This is a genomic window from Aliivibrio fischeri ATCC 7744 = JCM 18803 = DSM 507 (assembly GCF_023983475.1).
Lineage (GTDB): Bacteria > Pseudomonadota > Gammaproteobacteria > Enterobacterales > Vibrionaceae > Aliivibrio > Aliivibrio fischeri.
Genome location: NZ_CP092713.1, coordinates 1,483,892 through 1,500,906, shown reverse-complemented (window position 1 = coordinate 1,500,906; position 17,015 = coordinate 1,483,892). Strand labels below are relative to the sequence as shown.

The 17,015-nt window shown below is 35.0% G+C and carries 14 protein-coding genes; 7 read left to right on the top strand and 7 right to left on the bottom strand.

Translation table 11 applies throughout. From position 1 onward, the window contains the following. The first annotated feature begins 40 nt into the window (after nucleotides 1–40). The 3 genes from glpK (at nucleotide 41) to glpD (ending at nucleotide 4,236) form a co-directional block, all read left to right on the top strand. A complete protein-coding gene (glpK, locus tag AVFI_RS20255) occupies nucleotides 41–1,555 on the top strand; it encodes a glycerol kinase GlpK (RefSeq protein ID WP_054775488.1) in 1,515 nt (504 codons plus the stop codon). 188 nt (nucleotides 1,556–1,743) lie between these two features. Continuing rightward, nucleotides 1,744–2,511, top strand: a complete 768-nt coding sequence (locus tag AVFI_RS20250; RefSeq protein WP_005422126.1) for a DeoR/GlpR family transcriptional regulator — start codon at nucleotides 1,744–1,746, stop codon at nucleotides 2,509–2,511. 177 nt (nucleotides 2,512–2,688) lie between these two features. After that, a complete protein-coding gene (gene glpD, locus AVFI_RS20245; RefSeq protein WP_054775489.1) occupies nucleotides 2,689–4,236 on the top strand; it encodes a glycerol-3-phosphate dehydrogenase in 1,548 nt (515 codons plus the stop codon). A 29-nt stretch (nucleotides 4,237–4,265) separates the two neighbouring features. Here glpD and AVFI_RS20240 read toward each other — a convergent pair whose 3' ends face one another. Then, nucleotides 4,266–5,387 carry a winged helix-turn-helix domain-containing protein gene (locus AVFI_RS20240; protein WP_188863510.1) on the bottom strand — a complete coding sequence of 374 codons (1,122 nt, stop codon included), beginning with the start codon at nucleotides 5,385–5,387 and terminating at the stop codon, nucleotides 4,266–4,268. Between the two features lie 224 nt (nucleotides 5,388–5,611). Between AVFI_RS20240 and AVFI_RS20235 the strand changes: the two genes are divergently transcribed. Both AVFI_RS20235 and AVFI_RS20230 read left to right on the top strand, forming a co-directional pair. Continuing rightward, a complete protein-coding gene (locus AVFI_RS20235; protein WP_005422129.1) occupies nucleotides 5,612–5,809 on the top strand; it encodes a hypothetical protein in 198 nt (65 codons plus the stop codon). 86 nt (nucleotides 5,810–5,895) lie between these two features. After that, nucleotides 5,896–6,984 (top strand): linear amide C-N hydrolase, encoded by a 1,089-nt coding sequence (locus AVFI_RS20230; protein WP_188863509.1) that lies wholly within the window; start codon nucleotides 5,896–5,898, stop codon nucleotides 6,982–6,984. A gap of 21 nt (nucleotides 6,985–7,005) precedes the next feature. Here AVFI_RS20230 and AVFI_RS20225 read toward each other — a convergent pair whose 3' ends face one another. Continuing rightward, the gene (locus AVFI_RS20225; RefSeq protein ID WP_236782075.1) at nucleotides 7,006–7,680 is read right to left on the bottom strand and encodes a GGDEF domain-containing protein; all 675 of its coding nucleotides are present in this window, start codon (nucleotides 7,678–7,680) and stop codon (nucleotides 7,006–7,008) included. A 256-nt stretch (nucleotides 7,681–7,936) separates the two neighbouring features. Then, nucleotides 7,937–8,695, bottom strand: a complete 759-nt coding sequence (locus AVFI_RS20220; RefSeq protein WP_236782072.1) for an EAL domain-containing protein — start codon at nucleotides 8,693–8,695, stop codon at nucleotides 7,937–7,939. 311 nt (nucleotides 8,696–9,006) lie between these two features. On the opposite strand from AVFI_RS20220, the gene AVFI_RS20215 reads away from it, so the two are divergent. Together AVFI_RS20215 and AVFI_RS20210 are read left to right on the top strand one after the other, a co-directional pair. Next, nucleotides 9,007–9,210, top strand: a complete 204-nt coding sequence (locus AVFI_RS20215; protein WP_041941178.1) for a hypothetical protein — start codon at nucleotides 9,007–9,009, stop codon at nucleotides 9,208–9,210. Between the two features lie 157 nt (nucleotides 9,211–9,367). Continuing rightward, complete coding sequence (locus tag AVFI_RS20210; protein ID WP_188863529.1) at nucleotides 9,368–11,185, top strand: methyl-accepting chemotaxis protein; 1,818 nt, start codon at nucleotides 9,368–9,370, stop codon at nucleotides 11,183–11,185. Nucleotides 11,186–11,228: 43 nt separating this feature from the next. Here the strand turns inward: AVFI_RS20210 and AVFI_RS20205 are convergent, their stop codons facing one another. The 4 genes from AVFI_RS20205 to glpA all read right to left on the bottom strand — a co-directional run bounded on the left by AVFI_RS20205 (nucleotide 11,229) and on the right by glpA (nucleotide 16,954). Beyond that, on the bottom strand, nucleotides 11,229–12,353 hold the full coding sequence (locus tag AVFI_RS20205) for a winged helix-turn-helix domain-containing protein (protein ID WP_235630812.1): 1,125 nt from the start codon (nucleotides 12,351–12,353) through the stop codon (nucleotides 11,229–11,231). 316 nt (nucleotides 12,354–12,669) lie between these two features. Then, complete coding sequence (gene glpC, locus AVFI_RS20200; RefSeq protein ID WP_236782073.1) at nucleotides 12,670–13,941, bottom strand: anaerobic glycerol-3-phosphate dehydrogenase subunit GlpC; 1,272 nt, start codon at nucleotides 13,939–13,941, stop codon at nucleotides 12,670–12,672. After that, the gene (gene glpB / locus AVFI_RS20195; RefSeq protein ID WP_054775490.1) at nucleotides 13,938–15,305 is read right to left on the bottom strand and encodes a glycerol-3-phosphate dehydrogenase subunit GlpB; all 1,368 of its coding nucleotides are present in this window, start codon (nucleotides 15,303–15,305) and stop codon (nucleotides 13,938–13,940) included. The genes glpC and glpB overlap by 4 nt, the downstream gene beginning before the upstream one ends. Further along, nucleotides 15,302–16,954 carry an anaerobic glycerol-3-phosphate dehydrogenase subunit A gene (glpA, locus tag AVFI_RS20190; protein WP_188863508.1) on the bottom strand — a complete coding sequence of 551 codons (1,653 nt, stop codon included), beginning with the start codon at nucleotides 16,952–16,954 and terminating at the stop codon, nucleotides 15,302–15,304. Before glpA ends, glpB begins: the two co-directional genes overlap by 4 nt. Nucleotides 16,955–17,015: the final 61 nt, after the last annotated feature.

Below are 17,015 nucleotides of genomic sequence, written 5' to 3'. Positions count from 1 at the left end.
AATAACACCCTACAATTAAATATAATAAAGGAAACTCATCATGACTGAGCAAAAATACATTGTTGCACTTGACCAGGGTACTACGAGTTCTCGTGCTGTCATTCTTGACCACGATGCTAATATTGTCAGTGTTTCTCAGCGTGAATTTACTCAGATTTATCCAGAAGCTGGATGGGTTGAGCATGATCCACTAGAAATCTACGCAACACAAAGCTCTACACTTGTCGAAACGTTAGCAAAAGCGGGGATCCGAAGTGATCAAATCGCAGGTATCGGTATTACCAATCAGCGTGAAACAACGATTGTCTGGAATAAAGAGACGGGTAAGCCTGTATATAACGCCATTGTTTGGCAGTGTCGTCGAACTGCTGATACTTGTGAGAAATTAAAAGAAGCAGGATTAGAAGAATACATTCGTGAAAATACTGGTTTAGTTGTCGACCCATACTTTTCTGGAACCAAAATTAAGTGGATTCTAGATAACGTAGAAGGTGCACGAGAAGATGCTGAAGCAGGCAAATTATTGTTTGGTACCGTAGATACTTGGCTTGTGTGGAAAATGACACAAGGACGTGTTCACGTGACAGATTATACTAATGCGTCACGTACTATGGTGTTTAATATTAATACACTTCAATGGGATGAAAAACTGCTAAAAGAATTAGATATTCCACTTTCAATGATGCCTGAAGTGAAATCATCATCAGAAGTATATGGTGAAACAAACATAGGTGGTAAAGGTGGAACACGTATTCCTATTGCAGGCATTGCAGGTGATCAGCAAGCAGCACTTTACGGGCAAATGTGTGTTGAACAAGGCCAAGCAAAAAATACTTATGGGACAGGCTGCTTCTTGTTAATGAATACAGGAAAAGAAAAAGTAACCTCTCGTAATGGCCTGCTAACTACATTAGCTTGTGGTCCTAGAGGTGAAGCATCTTATGCTCTTGAAGGTGCCGTGTTTATGGGCGGAGCTTCTATCCAGTGGCTACGTGATGAGATGAAATTGTTGGCCGATGCTAAAGATTCGGAGTACTTTGCGACCAAAGTAGACACCTCTAATGGTGTATATGTTGTTCCAGCTTTTACTGGTCTTGGCGCGCCATATTGGGATGCTTATGCTCGCGGTACGATTGTGGGTTTAACTCGTGGTTGTGGTTCTAACCATATTATTCGTGCAACGCTTGAAAGTATTGCTTATCAAACTCGTGATGTAATTGATGCTATGCAGGCGGATTCTGGCATTAAGTTATCTGCACTTCGAGTTGATGGTGGTGCGATAGCGAACAATTTCTTAATGCAATTCCAGTCAGATGTATTGGATGTGGCCGTGCATCGTCCAAAAGTCACAGAAGTTACTGCACTTGGTGCTGCATACCTTGCTGGTTTAGCCGTTGGCTTTTGGAATGGTCTTGATGAGTTAGCAGATAAAGCTGTCATTGACCGTTCGTTTGAACCACATCATGATGAAGAAAAGCGTAATCAACGTTACCGTGGTTGGAAACGCGCAGTAAAATGTGCACAATCATGGGCAGAGTTGCATGATGAAGAGTAATTAATCTACTTTGATGAATAATCATACAAAAGGAGCACATATATAGTGCTCCTTTTTTCTTTTCCGAACTTTAATTGATATATATCACGCATATTCATCGCAATTATTTCCAATTTTATTCGCTTCTTTGTACACTTTATTGAGTAAAATATTAAGTTGTTGATTGTTCGTAATTAGGGGAGTAATTCGTGAAGCAATTATCAAGACATCAAGAAATCGTAAACTTAGTACAGCAACACGGATACGTCAGTACTGAAGATTTAGTTGAGCAATTTAAAGTTAGCCCACAAACCATCCGTCGTGATTTGAATGAATTAGCCGATGAAAATAAAATTCGTCGTCACCATGGTGGGGCAACCATTCCTCTTAGTTCAGTTAATACAGCCTATACAACACGTAAGGTAATGCAATTAAATGAAAAAGACACCATTGCAGAGGCATTAGCAAAGCATATCCCTGATGGCGCAACACTGTTTATTGATATCGGAACCACGCCTGAATCCGTCGCTAAAGCCTTAGTAAAGAATCACAAAGACCTACGTGTTGTTACTAACAATATCAATGTTGCTATGATTTTGATGGCAAATCCAGACTTTAAAGTGATTTTAGCTGGTGGAGAAGTTCGTAATCGTGATGGTGGAATTGTTGGTGAAGCAACATTAGATTTTATTAAACAATTCCGTTTAGATTTTGGTATTTTGGGGATCAGTGGTATTGATTATGATGGTTCACTACTGGATTTTGATTATCATGAAGTGCGAGTAAAGAAAGCAATTATTGAAAACAGTCGTAGTGTTTATCTTGCTGTGGATCATACGAAATTTGGTCGTAATGCTATGGTTAATTTAGGTAGCATTACTGAATTGCATATGATTATCACCGATCAAGAGCCACCAGAAGAAATTGTAACTATCCTAAAAGATAATGAGATCCCTTATGAAGTAATTTCAAAGTAGCTCTCATTTTTGACCGATAAACGATCCCTGTTCTTGATTGAGATCAGGGATTTTTTATATCTGTATCACAGTAAATGTTCGAATTCGAAAATATAAAGTGACTCCAAACGAAAGTTAAGTTATCGTATTTTTATCGTAAATCATGCTCGTTCGCTCATTTTGTGTAAAGGTCAGACTATGAATAATGAAAATCAAACTCATATAGCCGATTCAGTTTTAGACGTCATTGTTGTTGGTGGCGGTATTAATGGCGCAGGTATTGCTGCAGATGCTGCTGGCCGAGGGCTAACCGTAGGTTTATATGAAGCATCTGATTTTGCTTCTGCAACTTCATCGGCTAGCTCAAAGCTCATTCATGGAGGCTTACGATATTTAGAACATTATGAGTTTCGCTTAGTTTCTGAAGCATTAGCCGAACGTGAAGTGTTATTGGCTAAAGCACCACACATTGCAAAACCAATGCGTTTTCGTTTACCCCATCGTCCATTTTTACGCCCTGCATGGATGATCCGTGCTGGTCTTTTCCTTTACGATAATTTGGGTAAACGAACAACACTTCCTGCTAGCCATTCAGTTGATCTTGCTGCATCCAGTTTACTTAAAAGTGAAATAACAAAAGGTTTTGAATATTCGGATTGTTGGGTAGATGATGCTCGTTTAGTTATTTTAAATGCGATGGCTGCAGAAAAAAATGGAGCTGAAGTTAAAAACTATTGCCGAGTAGAAAAGGCGATTCGTGTTGATAATATTTGGCATGTAACGGTTTTTGATGTGCAAGCGAATGTTCGTTTTGAACGTAAAGCTAAGGCATTGGTTAATGCTGCTGGACCATGGGTAAAACAGTTCTTTGATGACAGTTTAGAAGACGAGTCTCCTCGCAATATTCGCTTAGTAAAAGGCTCGCATATTGTGGTACCTAAAATTCACAATGAAGAACAAGCGTATATTTTACAAAATAAAGATAATCGCATTGTGTTTGTTATTCCTTATATGGAAGATTTTTCAATTATTGGTACTACCGATGTTGAATATAAAGGTGACCCAAGAAAAGTAGAAATTTCTGAAGAAGAAGTTAATTATCTTATTGATGTTGTTAACCAGCACTTTGTTGATCAAATAAAACGTGATGATGTTGTTTGGACTTATAGTGGTGTACGACCACTGTGTGATGATGAATCCGATTCACCTCAAGCGATTACCCGAGATTATACGTTAGAATTAGAGCAAGAGTTAGATCAAGCTCCATTACTCTCCATTTTTGGTGGAAAATTAACGACCTATCGTAAGTTAGGTGAAACGGCGATGAAAATGTTGAACCCATATTTTACTAAAATGGGGACGCCATGGACCAGAAATGTTGCATTACCTGGTGGTGATTTTGATTATCCTCGACATCAACTGCTCGATAATATCTGTAGTAAACACCAATGGTTAGCTAAAGAAACAGTGACACGTTATGTTAATCAATTTGGAACATTAACCTGGACTTTATTAGAGGGCATTGAGTGTCAATCTGATATGGGAGAGTTGTTTGCTCAAGGTGTTTATCAAGCTGAAATTGACTATTTAATTAAACATGAATTTGCTAAGAACGCAGAAGATGTTCTATGGAGAAGAACTAAACTTGGCCTATATTTGACAGAAGAAGAAGAGAAACAAATAGCGTTATATATCGAAAGTTATTTAAGCCATAGACATAAAGTAAAACTTCAGAATGTGATATAAACGAAAGCAGCCATGATTGGCTGCTTTTTTTATGTATGCGTATAAGCAATGTATGAAATGTTCATCTCATCATTAAAATAATAATTTATGTTTTTAGATATAGGGTATGAATAACTATAAGATTGTTTTTCTCTAGGGCCTGATAGCAGATTGTATGCATAAGTCATTTTGCTATTCTTTACCATACCAAATTGAAATCGTAGTGAAAGCAGATTATCGTCATCAATTTTTTTTATTAAATATTTATGATGATTTTTATTCTTTATTGGGGTTATTTTATTGACTGAGGCATAGCCAAACCCTCCAGAATAGCCAGACTCTTTGATATAAGTTGTCTTTTTTGAAAAATAATCATTGTTGTTTGTTTTTTCTAAGTCAAAGTTTATAAATAACTCTCCATTATATTTTTTGTTATTTAACGATCTTAATTGTATTTCTGCTGATAACGAAGTTAATTTATCTTTTCTCATTAATAATAAATCCATATCATCATCAAATTTAACATTAGATATTAAATCTGCCATCTTAATTGGTGTTGATTCTTTTTTAAAATAAATGGCATTATAAACGTTAGTACATATATTTTTTTTAATCTTACATGCTGAAATTGAGATGAAATTATTTTGATTATTTATAAAATATTTAACATTATCTTCTAATTTCAACTTGCTAGTATCGAATTTATTTGATGCAGATGTAGTTACTATATTATTGTTTATTTTTTTGAATTTAAATGATGTCAGTTTCTCATTTCCTAAGTTAGAAACTGGGTATTCTAATATTAATATAGATATTATGCTTAAAAATAAAACCAAAGCAGAATACATTCCCATACTTTGATCTTGAACAAGATGCGCCGCTTTGTACCCTTTACCTTTTACGGTTTCAATTGGTTCTAAGTCATGCATACTTAACTTCTTGCGTAGTAAGGAGATAGCTTGCGGAACGACTGATGAATGACATTTAATTTCTTTACACCATGAGTGGTTATGAATCTCCTCTTTAGTAAAGATAACGGTAGGATTTTGTATCAGTAAAGATAGAATATTTCGTTCTACTGAGTTTAATTTTATTTCCTTATTATTTTTTGTGATGATCTTTTTTTCATTTATCAGTAATGTGAAATTATGAAATTTAATTTTATTAGACATTGTAATCCCTATATTCTAAATGACCTATGATTCTCAAATATGATATTTAAAATGTCTATGATTATTGGTGATTATTTTTAGATTAATTTGATTATATAGGATTCTATTTAAGTAATTTATTTGTTTTTATTTTTTTTGCTTTTTTTATTTCTAACGATGTCGCAGTTATGAGAGGATTGAATTCTATTTCTTATTTAATCGATATATATTATAAGGATATTTATATGGAAAGAATCACTCTTATATGTAACTCAATGCAATCATTTATGGATCTTTGTGAAAATAATTTAGTTACCTCATGTTTTGTTCACTGTACCTTTATCGTCGAGTTAAGTGATTTTAAATGGATGGAAAAACGGTTAAAAGATAAAAGTGGTAATGGTTTGTCCGTGACCAAATTAGTCAAAGATGGTTACTTCTAAGATAAATTTACACACTAACTAATAAATACTTGGAAACTGATTTGATAGGAGTAATATCAAGCAACCATTAACAGTGAGATCTCAAAATGAAAATAAAAATTCTCTCTATGCTTGTTGCTTCTTGTGTTGCCTATTCAGCCAGTGCTTGTACTGGTATCTCTCTTTCAACAACTGAGCATGATTATATTCAAGCGAGGACGATTGAGTGGGGACAAAATGATCTTAATAGTAAGCTTATTATCTCTCCGCGTAACCATGCTTACGTCTCAACGATGCCAGATCAAAAAAAAGGATTAAACTGGAATTCTAAATATGGATTTGTCGGTATTTCAGTAAGTGATGACCGATTTATTGCAGATGGTGTTAACGAAGAAGGGTTAACAGCTGGACTGTTTTATTTTAAGAATTATGGTTCGCTAGAGAAGTATGACCCAAGTGATACGACAAGAACCATTACAGATATGGATTTTAACCGTTGGATGTTATCGCAATTTAAAACGGTAGTTGAAGTAGAGCAAGCGATTAATAAAATTAAAATTGTTCCAGTGTATATTGACGCGAAAGGTATTCCATCACCGACGGCACACTGGCGAGTTGCTGATAAACAAGGGAATAATATCGTTATTGAAATAATGAACAATGGTGAAGTGAATGTTCATAAGAATACGGCGAAGGTATTAACTAATGCACCTGACTACCAATGGCAAGTGACTAATCTTAATAATTATATTCATTTATCTCCAGGCTCAAGCCAAGGGCAGAAAATCAATGAGGTAAATGCCTTTTCATTTGGTGTCGGTTCAAGTTTCTTAGGTCTTCCTGGGGATATTACGCCTCCATCTCGATTTGTGCGAGCTGCATTTTATGTGAATTCAGCACCTGTTATGAAAACAGAAGGGCAAGCGGTATCACAAGCATTCCATATTTTGAATAACTTTGATATTCCAATTGGTAGTGAGTTTAGTGCTAAAGAACATATTCCTGATTTACCTAGCGCAACTCAGTGGACCTCGGTAATTGATCAAACTAATGGCGCATTTTTTTATAAAACAATGCGAGATAGTACGATTAAGAAAGTAGATTTAACTAAAATAGACTTTAATCAAAAAGAAGAGGTGAAACGCCCACTCGATTCAGGGCGTTTTCATGTGATTGATGTGACTGGTGGATTGTAATTTATTAAATAAAAATAAGCTTCATGCTGGGTGAAGCTTATTTTTCTTCGACTTCTTGCGTTTCCGCTTGTTAATGTACATCGCTTTATCAGCTTGCTCTAACGCACTTTTTACGTCGTGTTCTATTGAAGAGACACCAAAAGAGAAGGATAAATCTAAACCTTTTTGTTGAAAATGTTCTTCAAAACTCGTTCGTATAGCGGCTAATTTTTTACTTATGTTTGTTGTGGAGGTTGAATCAAAGCATAAAATAAACTCATCTCCACCAAAACGAATTAATAAATCTTCTTTTCTTAAGTATTTATTAATTAAGCGCGCACCTTCTTTGAGTTGTAGATCACCACATTGATGTCCGAGCTCGTCATTAATACTTTTAAAACCGTCCAAATCAATAAACGCCATGGTGTTATACAAATTTGTATCTATGTGATTTAACTTTATCTTTGTAAAACAGCCTGTTAATGGGTCTATCGTAGCATTTCCTTCTTGAACATCTTCGTAGACGAAGGTCATAATGAAAGTTTTATCAAAGTATTTAATTTTCTGTCTATAAGTATGAAAGTATTGCGTACAACTTCCGACTTCTACCGTCTCATTGGAAATCAGAATATCTGAGCTTTTGTTTAATAATTGTTGATCAAGTTGCAAGCAGGTCTGATAGTCAGGATATCTGGCCAACACTTCGTCAACTGGCATCCCAACCAAACTACATCCCAGATAGTCGATATGTTTTTGATTATTATAGATTACAACGCCGTGTTCATCCCGCAAAATGAAAAGGCAATTACAGTGCTTCATTAAATTTGTAGTAAAAAGAATTGATGGGCTTTTAATACCATCAAGTAGTTCTTGATACTTTAAATTTAATGCACTTAAATTAAAATTATTATAATCAATACCAAGTAAATTAAATGGATCTTGACGTTTTAGGTTGCTAAGGGCGACAGTGAGTTCAGTTTACATTATAAATAAAACGATCAATGGGTTCATTGTATTTATTATCATTGTCTAATGAAGGATTACTTTTTTCTTTATGTCGTGAATTTAATTCATTTAGTTCTAACGGATACGATAAATGATAACCTTGTGATATGACAGAGCCAAAGGAATTAATTAAGTTTAACTGATTTATATTTTCAATTCCTTTTATCGCGACTTTATAACCGAGGAATTTATGCAATTTATGATATAAAGAGCGTAAAAAGCAAAATGATAAATAGTCATCACTAATCGTACTAATAAGAGAACGGTCAATTTTTATATAATCAAAATTGAGTTCTAGTAATGGATCAGAGTGCTTACACTCAGTTCCATAATCATCAAGAGTAAAAAGTATACCTAATGCCCTTAATCGTTTCATATTATGATTTATTTTATCTAAATCATAATTTTGATTTTTGAAGTTAAGTTCTAGAGTAAATCCTTGGTGTTGAGCAAATGTTTTTTCGCAGTGCTCAATAAATTCATTTGATTCTAGACTTTTCGCGAATACGTTTATTGACATGTGAATGCTTTCGTTGTTTTTTAAAGTTAATTTGTCTGCAACAACATGTGAAATAACTTCTTTATCAAAAGACATTTTATCTTTAAGTGATTCAATGAACTCGTGTGGAAGTACGGTATAGCCTTTAAATCTAATTAATGCTTCGTAAGAAACAACAGAACCTTCAAAAAAGTTAGGCTGATAAATGAAGTATTTATTCTTAATCATCGTTATTATTTTACTAGAAAGATTGTCGCTAATGTATCACGCTTTATTTATATTGACTTTGAGTATTTATAGTATAAATCAAGATCTTGATCACATTTACAAATTGATTATTTATGTATTTGAGAATCCATATTTTAATTACCCATCTAAGATGGTGGTTATGAATATAACGTTATGAGTAAATTAATCTAAAATATTTTAAATTAAAGAGCATTAAGTAATTGATATGTAGCTATTTACCTCTTTTTTTATGTTGCGGCCTACTCCTTACTAACAATTTAGTCATGTAGACTTAACTTTTAAAAATATAAATGGAAATGGTAGTTAACAAAAATATGTATGAACAAAACGTCATAGTCAAAAAACAAACTTTAAAAGGCAAAGAACAAGTTGAATGTGATGTATCAATGCGTTCTGTTTTGAGCTCTGAAGAGATTTTTTTTATTGAAACTTTGCTGGACGTAAAAATTATTTTTGTTCACTCATTTCCAAGTCAAATGGACAATCGTCGTTAACAAAGGATAAACCGTGGAATATTTTCAACGCATTTTTATGAATCTTAAAGTTAGGTACCAAGTACTGTTACCTGTAACAATAACAATCACTATCATGTTGATATCGTCAGCTATTGTTTTAAATAGTTACAAAGATTTATCTGAGAATTCATTGGCGATGGATTATAACTCATTAGATAGTTCTAATTTATCAAAAGCTCAAGAAGAATTTCTTCATTTAAGAATCGCAACTAGCCGATCTATTGGGATTCCAAGTGAATTAAATTTAGCTGTAAAAAATTTTCAATCGACAAATTCAGATGTTATTAAGCTCTTTAATGAGATAAAACAGTCAAATAGTCAAATCACATCTTCACAAGAGTTTCAAAAAAGTTTGGATGAAGTTACTAAATTATTGGCAGAATATGGAATTTTTTTAAATAATAATTCTGAGTCTTATGAATTCATGAGTAAATCTTGGTCTTCTCTTCCATGGATATCTGATTATATTAATAATGCGAATGATATTATTCTTGAGTCGAATTTAAGTCCGGAAAATAATCAAGAATGGAGACAGATTAGGAAAAATTTATATTCTTCGGCTAGTATTATTGTGGTTAGAATGTCATCTGTATACTCACTAGATTTATCAGATAAGATACAAAGTGATTTAGTTAAACAATTTAAATTTATATTTGCAGAAGTAAATAAAATTGAGAATAAGAAAGCGAAAGAAATTCTCCTTGCTGGTTTTTCTGATTATAAAGAAGTCAATGAACTTTTATGGTCAAAGGCTAGAATAATAAATGAAAATAATAATAATATCGTTTTGTATGGTTCTAAGACTGATAGCATAATTAGTGAGTTATTAGAAATAATAATAGCTCGAACTCATGAGTTAAGCTTGGATAGTACCGTGTTAATTGAAGACAGCGAAAGTGTCATCATTGGATCTTTAATCGGAGGATTACTTTTATCTATGATTATTGGATGGGTTACTGCTCAAGTAATTGCGTCACCTATTCTTGAAATACAAGGGCAAATGAAGCTTGTAGCATCAGGGGATTTGACTTATTTAACTAAATTAGAAGGAGCTAACGAAATAGGTCAATTGTGTATCAATACAGACGATACGGTTACTCACTTAAAAAGTTTGATTAATGATTTAAGGAACGTTGGAGATGAGGTGTCATCCGCTTCAACAGAATTAGCGGCAGTAATGGTGCAGAGTGAAGCTAATGCAAGTGATCAAAAATCACAGGTAGAGCTCATTGCGGCAGCAGTAACTGAATTATCCGCGTCTTCTGCGCAAGTTGATGCTTCGGCTTCGCAAGCAGATGAACGAGCACGACATGTTTTATCGTTGACGGTAGAAGGGTCCAAAAGTGCGAATGAAAGTGCTAACTTGAGTAGTTCTCTTGTGCAGCAAATGGATCTGACCTCAGAAGAAGTGACTAATTTAAAAGTTCAAACCGATAAAATCAGTGAAGTGATTACTGTTATTGAATCTATTTCGGAGCAAACGAATTTATTAGCGCTAAATGCAGCAATTGAAGCTGCTAGAGCAGGGGAAAGTGGTCGAGGGTTTGCTGTAGTTGCAGACGAAGTTCGAGTCTTAGCAGCAAAAACTCAACAATCAACACAAAATATTCAAGAAATTATTGATAATTTACAGCAAAAATCTGTTGATGTAGTCCAGTCTGTTGATGAGTCAATTCAGATCATTCATGAAACAACACGAATGAGTGAAGAGACTAATCAGAAGCTAGGTGATATCTCTGATGCAATAGAAGAAATAACATTAACGAATTCGGAAATGGCTGCAGCTGCGAATGAGCAGAACAGAGCTATTTCTTCGATAAGCGAAAATGTAAATGTGATTAGTGAGAGCATAAATCAAAATGTGGAAGGAATAAAAGAAAGCTCTCAGGCCAGCAATCATTTATCAGAGCTGTCTGAAGGTCAAAAATCCAAGTTAGCTTTTTTTAATGTGTAATGAATAAACTCAATAGGCTGTATCAATTTGATACAGCCTATTGTTATTTATAGAAAAAGGTTAAGTAGCCGATGTTTGCACTTTCCATATAAATATACTTCACTCCATTCCCCATTGGGTAAATATGATTAAAGTAAGTGGAATGAGTTCCATTTTTCATAAGAGGAAAAGCATACAGTTGACTTTGATCTTTTATGGTTCCAAATTGTTGTCGACCTGACTTAATGCCACTGTATTTCATATCTCTACTTATTTTAGAAATATAATGTTTATTTGATTGATTTGTGATTTCTTTTGTTTCTGCATTAAGGTTAACAGAGTATCCAAAGCTACCAATATAACCAGATTCTTTTACATAGGCAGATAATTCTGCTTTGTAATGAGTTTTATCTATTTGACTTACATCATAATTAACAAATACATGTCCTATATAAGATTCATTATTTAAAGCTCTTAAGTTTATGCTACTTGAAACTTTGTAGTTACTGTGTTTATTTGAATGATAAAAAACAGGTTCTCCCTTTGGTTTATCGAATTTAAAAGACACGTCACTGATCAGTTTATTCATATCGATTTTGCTATTTTCATCATCAATGAAGAGTATTTTGTTATATATACTTGTGCATTTTTGATTGGTTATTTTACAAGCAGATAAACTTATCGCTTTTCTTTGTACATGTATAAAGTACTTAATATTTTCATTAAGTATTTCAGGGTTTACTATGATAGGGGCTGAGTTTGCAGTTTGATAAATATTATCATCGACTTTAAGCAGTGATTGAGCAATCTTTGGTTGTTCATCTGGCTTTTGAATATAAAAACCATATGTGGTTATGCTACACGTAAGTATTGCGATTGTAATACAACATTTTTTCTTTCGTTTAGATAAGCAACGTTTTCTGCTTGGTGTTGCTTTATATCCTTTTCCTTTCACTGTTTCTATAGCATCAATACCATAACGGTATAATTTTTTTCGTAACACAGAGATAGCTTGTGGAACAACACTAATATAGTTATTTAATTCTTGATCCCAAGCGTAGCGTAAAATTTCTTCTTTACTGAATACTTGTTTTGGCGCTAAGAGAAGTAACGTGAGAATTTTACATTCTGTTTCGGTTAATTTAATTATTTTATTTTTTTTGGAAATCGAGTTATCCGCGATGTTCAATATGAAATCGCGGTGCTCAATTTTGATTCGTTTAAGCATAGAGTGAATAGACTGTATTTTATATATTCGATGTATTAATTGTTATTATATATAAGATTGTCAATACAGATGTCAAGTTTGTATCAAAAACGAACACTATATTTCTAAGTATTTGATTTTGATCACTTATTGTTACTCTTTGTATTTTAAGGGTAAATATTTTTTCTTGCTATTATGGGCTTTGGTAATGTTTTGGTATTTTTCTGGTGAATTTATATCTTGGGTGTGATTGCTTGAAGTGATACTTGTGGGCGTTATACCCACAAATATACAAAGGTTAGATTAGAGCTTCACAAAGCAGTGAAATCGGATGGATGGTTGTAGTGTTAGTGTTTTCTTCGATTTGCCATTTACAAGTTTCACAATCAGTAATTGCGTAATCAGGTTTGGCAGCTTTAATTTTGTCGAATATATTCTTACCTATAGCAACTGATGTTTCGTAGTTTTCAGTTTTAAATCCATAAGTGCCCGCTAAACCACAGCATTCACTATCTAATACCTGCACCTCTAAGCCAGGAATAGATCGGAGTAACTCAATAGTATAAATATTGCCGCCACTGCGTTCTAAATGACAAGGAGTGTGATAAACAATTTTCTTATTTAGAGGCTTCATTTTAGGTCCTCGACCATTCATGATTTCTTTTAATAAGAAACGAGTAACGTATTCAATCTTTTTGGCTACTTTGGTGTTATCTACATCTAAAACATGAGGATACTCTTGTTGCAAAGTAAATGAACATGTTGAAGAGGTGGATAGAATCGGAACATCTTGACGTTCAATCGCAGCTTCTAAGTTAGCCACATTAAATTCTGCATTCTTCTGTGCTTTTTTATGAAAACCATTAGCAATAAGAGGGACACCACAACATTTTTCTTTATCTAACAATTGAACCCCGATGTTCATATTGTTCATTACTTTAATGAAGTCTTTACCTAGTTGTGGGTGGTTGTAGTTGACAAAACAGCCATGAAAATAATGCACTTGTCGCTCAAATACACTCTGATCATTCACTTCTTTTTTATACCACTTTCTAAATGTCCCATGAGAGTATTTAGGAAGCGATTTATGGTCATGTACACCAATGGTTTTATGCATTACTTTTTTTACTAAGGGAACGCTGGTTACTGCGTTTACAACGGGTGCTACAGGAGTGGCAATTGAACCAAATAGATCGGTATGACTTAATACAAAATCACGAAGACCTTTCATGTTGTATGCTGGCTTGCCGTATTTTCCACGAGCAACGGCAATCATGTCACCAATTTTTACTCCAGATGGGCAAGCGGTTTCACAACGTTTGCAGTTTGTGCAGAGTTTAAGGGTTTCATCATAATATTCAGGACTTTTAAAGCGTAGGCGTTCGCCATCTGGACCGCATTGTTTTGGCCCCGGATAATCAGGGTTTTCTTTTGCTACAGGGCAATAAACGGTACAAACGGTGCATTTTAAACATTGATCAAAACTGGTATTCGCCGGCGCTCTAAAAATAAGATTGTCTTTTAATACGCTGTCTTTCAGAAATGACGATTTAAATAATGGGCTGCTCATAATGCGACCTCTGCTTTGATGTTATTATTTGTAGAAGAATAGCTAGGGTTCAATTGATCTATAATGGACTCTGCAGCATGAAATCCTGAACTAATTGCAACACCGCTGCCGCTGCCTTCTAATATAGGATTATAACCAGATAGAATTGCGCCAGCGCAGTATAAGTTATCTATCACATGTCCTGATTTTATCGCTTGAAATTTAGCTGTAGTTTCTATGCCCATATTTAGAAAAGGGTGAGATTGAGCGCTAAAAAAATCGTGATTATACCAATCTGTTCTTTTATCACTTTGTGCTATATCTAAACCAAAAATAGGTTCAATCATTGAATCAACAGTGGCTTTTAATCCTTGGCTAAAGAAGCTGCCTGTGGCTAAGACGAAATGTTTCGCCTGAAGAGGGAAATCACCATGGTTTTTAGTGAAAATGCGGTTTAAACGATAATGAGAGTGCTCAGGATCGCTTTTATCAACATAAGAGAATTCACCTTGAACGACATGATCACCATTTAGCATAGTGCCGCCTAACTCAATAAATGCATGCTTCATGCTTTCTTCTAAACGTATACCTAATAAAGATGGCGGCATGGTAGGAACTTCACATAGAGTTAATTTGGTTAGCTGCTCAATTTCTCTGAGGTAGGTTAATCCAGTACCATTACCAAAAATAGAAGGTATTACTACTAAATCACCGGGTTGAGCATGTTGTTGTAAAGCGTAAGCGAGTTCTTGTCTGTGTGCTCGCTTGGATAATAATCTGGATAAGTCAATTGAGCGCAATTCACAATGGTTACGCTTAATCTCGTTAAATGCAGAAAGAGATATGTTTGCAGTTGTTATTTCAAGAGCAGATAATTGAGTGAGTTTCTTTAAATTATCTTGAGCTAATTTAGGTTGGAAATCACGAAACCCATCAATGGTAACCAACACCATTTTTTGTGTTTTGTTTTTATCTAAATCCATAGGGAATTGATGTACAAAAGGTTGTGATAGCCAGGTCGATTTCATTGTTCCTAATGGTGTTAATCGATAATGATTTAGTCCATTTGTTTGTGATGTTAATGGGACACCAATAGCTGATAATGTGTTTCTATACCAATCGATAGCGCGTTCAACTGTTTCTTTACCTAAGGTCGCGTAAGGATGGCTAGGATACTCTTTTGCAAAGGTTTCAATACAAGTCATTGGGTTAGAAACAGGTTCACCTGAAGGTGTTTTGGCAAGAACATCAATCGAACCTGATGAGAAATGCAGAGCGCTTTGACCTGAGGCAATAACCGCGGTTTTTAATCCGGCTTCTAAGCAACGTAAAGCACAGCTTAAACCAGCCATGCCACCGCCGATGATAATGGTGTCGAAATTCATAATATTGCCTCTTTTGATTCTTGTTCAGAGTGTTGTTTTGGAATGTCACTTGCTCCGAACAGACCTTCATAAATCCAATAGCTAAATTCTGCTTCTCGTAGTGCATCTCCCCAGAATACAGGTTTGATGCCTTTCCAGCGTTCTTCTAAAAAGTGAGTTAATAGTTGGCTTGATTGGTTACCACTAATTTGTCCACACTCTTCAAATAGTCCAGCGGCACGATAGGTACATAGTTCTCCTTGGCAGGGGCCCATACCTAAGCGAGTGCGGCGACGAAGATCAACCAGGTTGTGAACATCTAATTGGTTAATGGCGTAGTTAATTTCACCTTGGGTTACCATTTCGCATTCACAGATCACGGCTTGATCTTTAGCTTCATCGGTTAAAAACTGTTGAGCACGTTCACCGTGTCGATAAATGGCACTTTGGTAAACGGGTTTTGCAAGACTTGCGGTTTTTTTTGCGGTAATTGATGCGCCATTTGAGCCCGGTAGCGGACGAATATGAGTGGTGCATTCTTGGTTATTTCCGATCTTTTTAGCCACCAGATCTGTTGTCATTTCTGCCATTAAACGAGAGGTCATTAGTTTACCTCCAGTAATGGTTGTAAATCCGTCTAAACCATCTTTTTCACCGTGGTCGAGTAACACTATGCCTCGACTGATGTTTCGGCCTGTACCGTCGTCGTCAACCGCAACCAATGGGCGGACACCTGCATAGGCGCGTAAAACACGGGTGTTTACCATGATTGGTGCGAGTTTTGCACCTTCACGCATGAGAATATCAACTTCTTTAGCACTTACATGCAAATCATCAATCTTGTCATAATCAATGTGTTCTGATGTGGTTCCGATAAGTGAAATCGTATCCCCTGGCACTAAAATATCGGCATCAGATGGTTTACGACAACGGTTAATCACTAAGTTATTAATACGATAATCTAAGATCAGTAATGAACCTTTTGCTGGAAACATTTTGATGCTTAAATCGGCGTATTCACAAATGTTTTGGCCCCAAATACCTGCGGCATTAATGACTTGTTGCGCAAAGATTTCAATTTTCTGATTGGTTTTTATATCAATACAGTTCACTCCGAGCACCGTATCTTGGTGTCGGATAAGAGAAGTTACATGGGTATGTGTGAGCAAACGCGCACCATGTTCTTTCGCATCAAGGACATTCGCTGCACATAAACGAAAAGGATCGAGCGTTCCATCTGGGACTTGAACGGCTCCAATTAAGTTAGGATTTACATTTGGTTCAAGTAATAAGGCTTCTTTTGGTGTGAGTTGTTTTGCCTCAATACCCGCCAATTCACATGAATCAATAAACTGTTTTTGAAACTCTAAATCATCATCGGGAAGAGAGATAAATAAGCCTTGAGTATCTTCAACACAATGTTTAGCAATGTTTTTTAAGATCTTGTTTTCATGGATACATTCTTTCGCTGATTCGTTATCTGTCACGGCGTAGCGGGCACCAGAGTGAAGTAAACCATGATTTCGACCTGTGGTACCAGAAGCTAAATCGTCTTTCTCAATTAAAATACAATCGATACCTCGCAAAGCACAATCACGCATAATTCCGGTGCCTGTTGCTCCGCCACCAATAATGATAACGGAAGTTTCTAATCGAGAAGTTTTGTCCATAATTTAGTCTCTTTTTTTACCACTTTTGATGTATGAAATCATCATGATATTAATGTTCGAC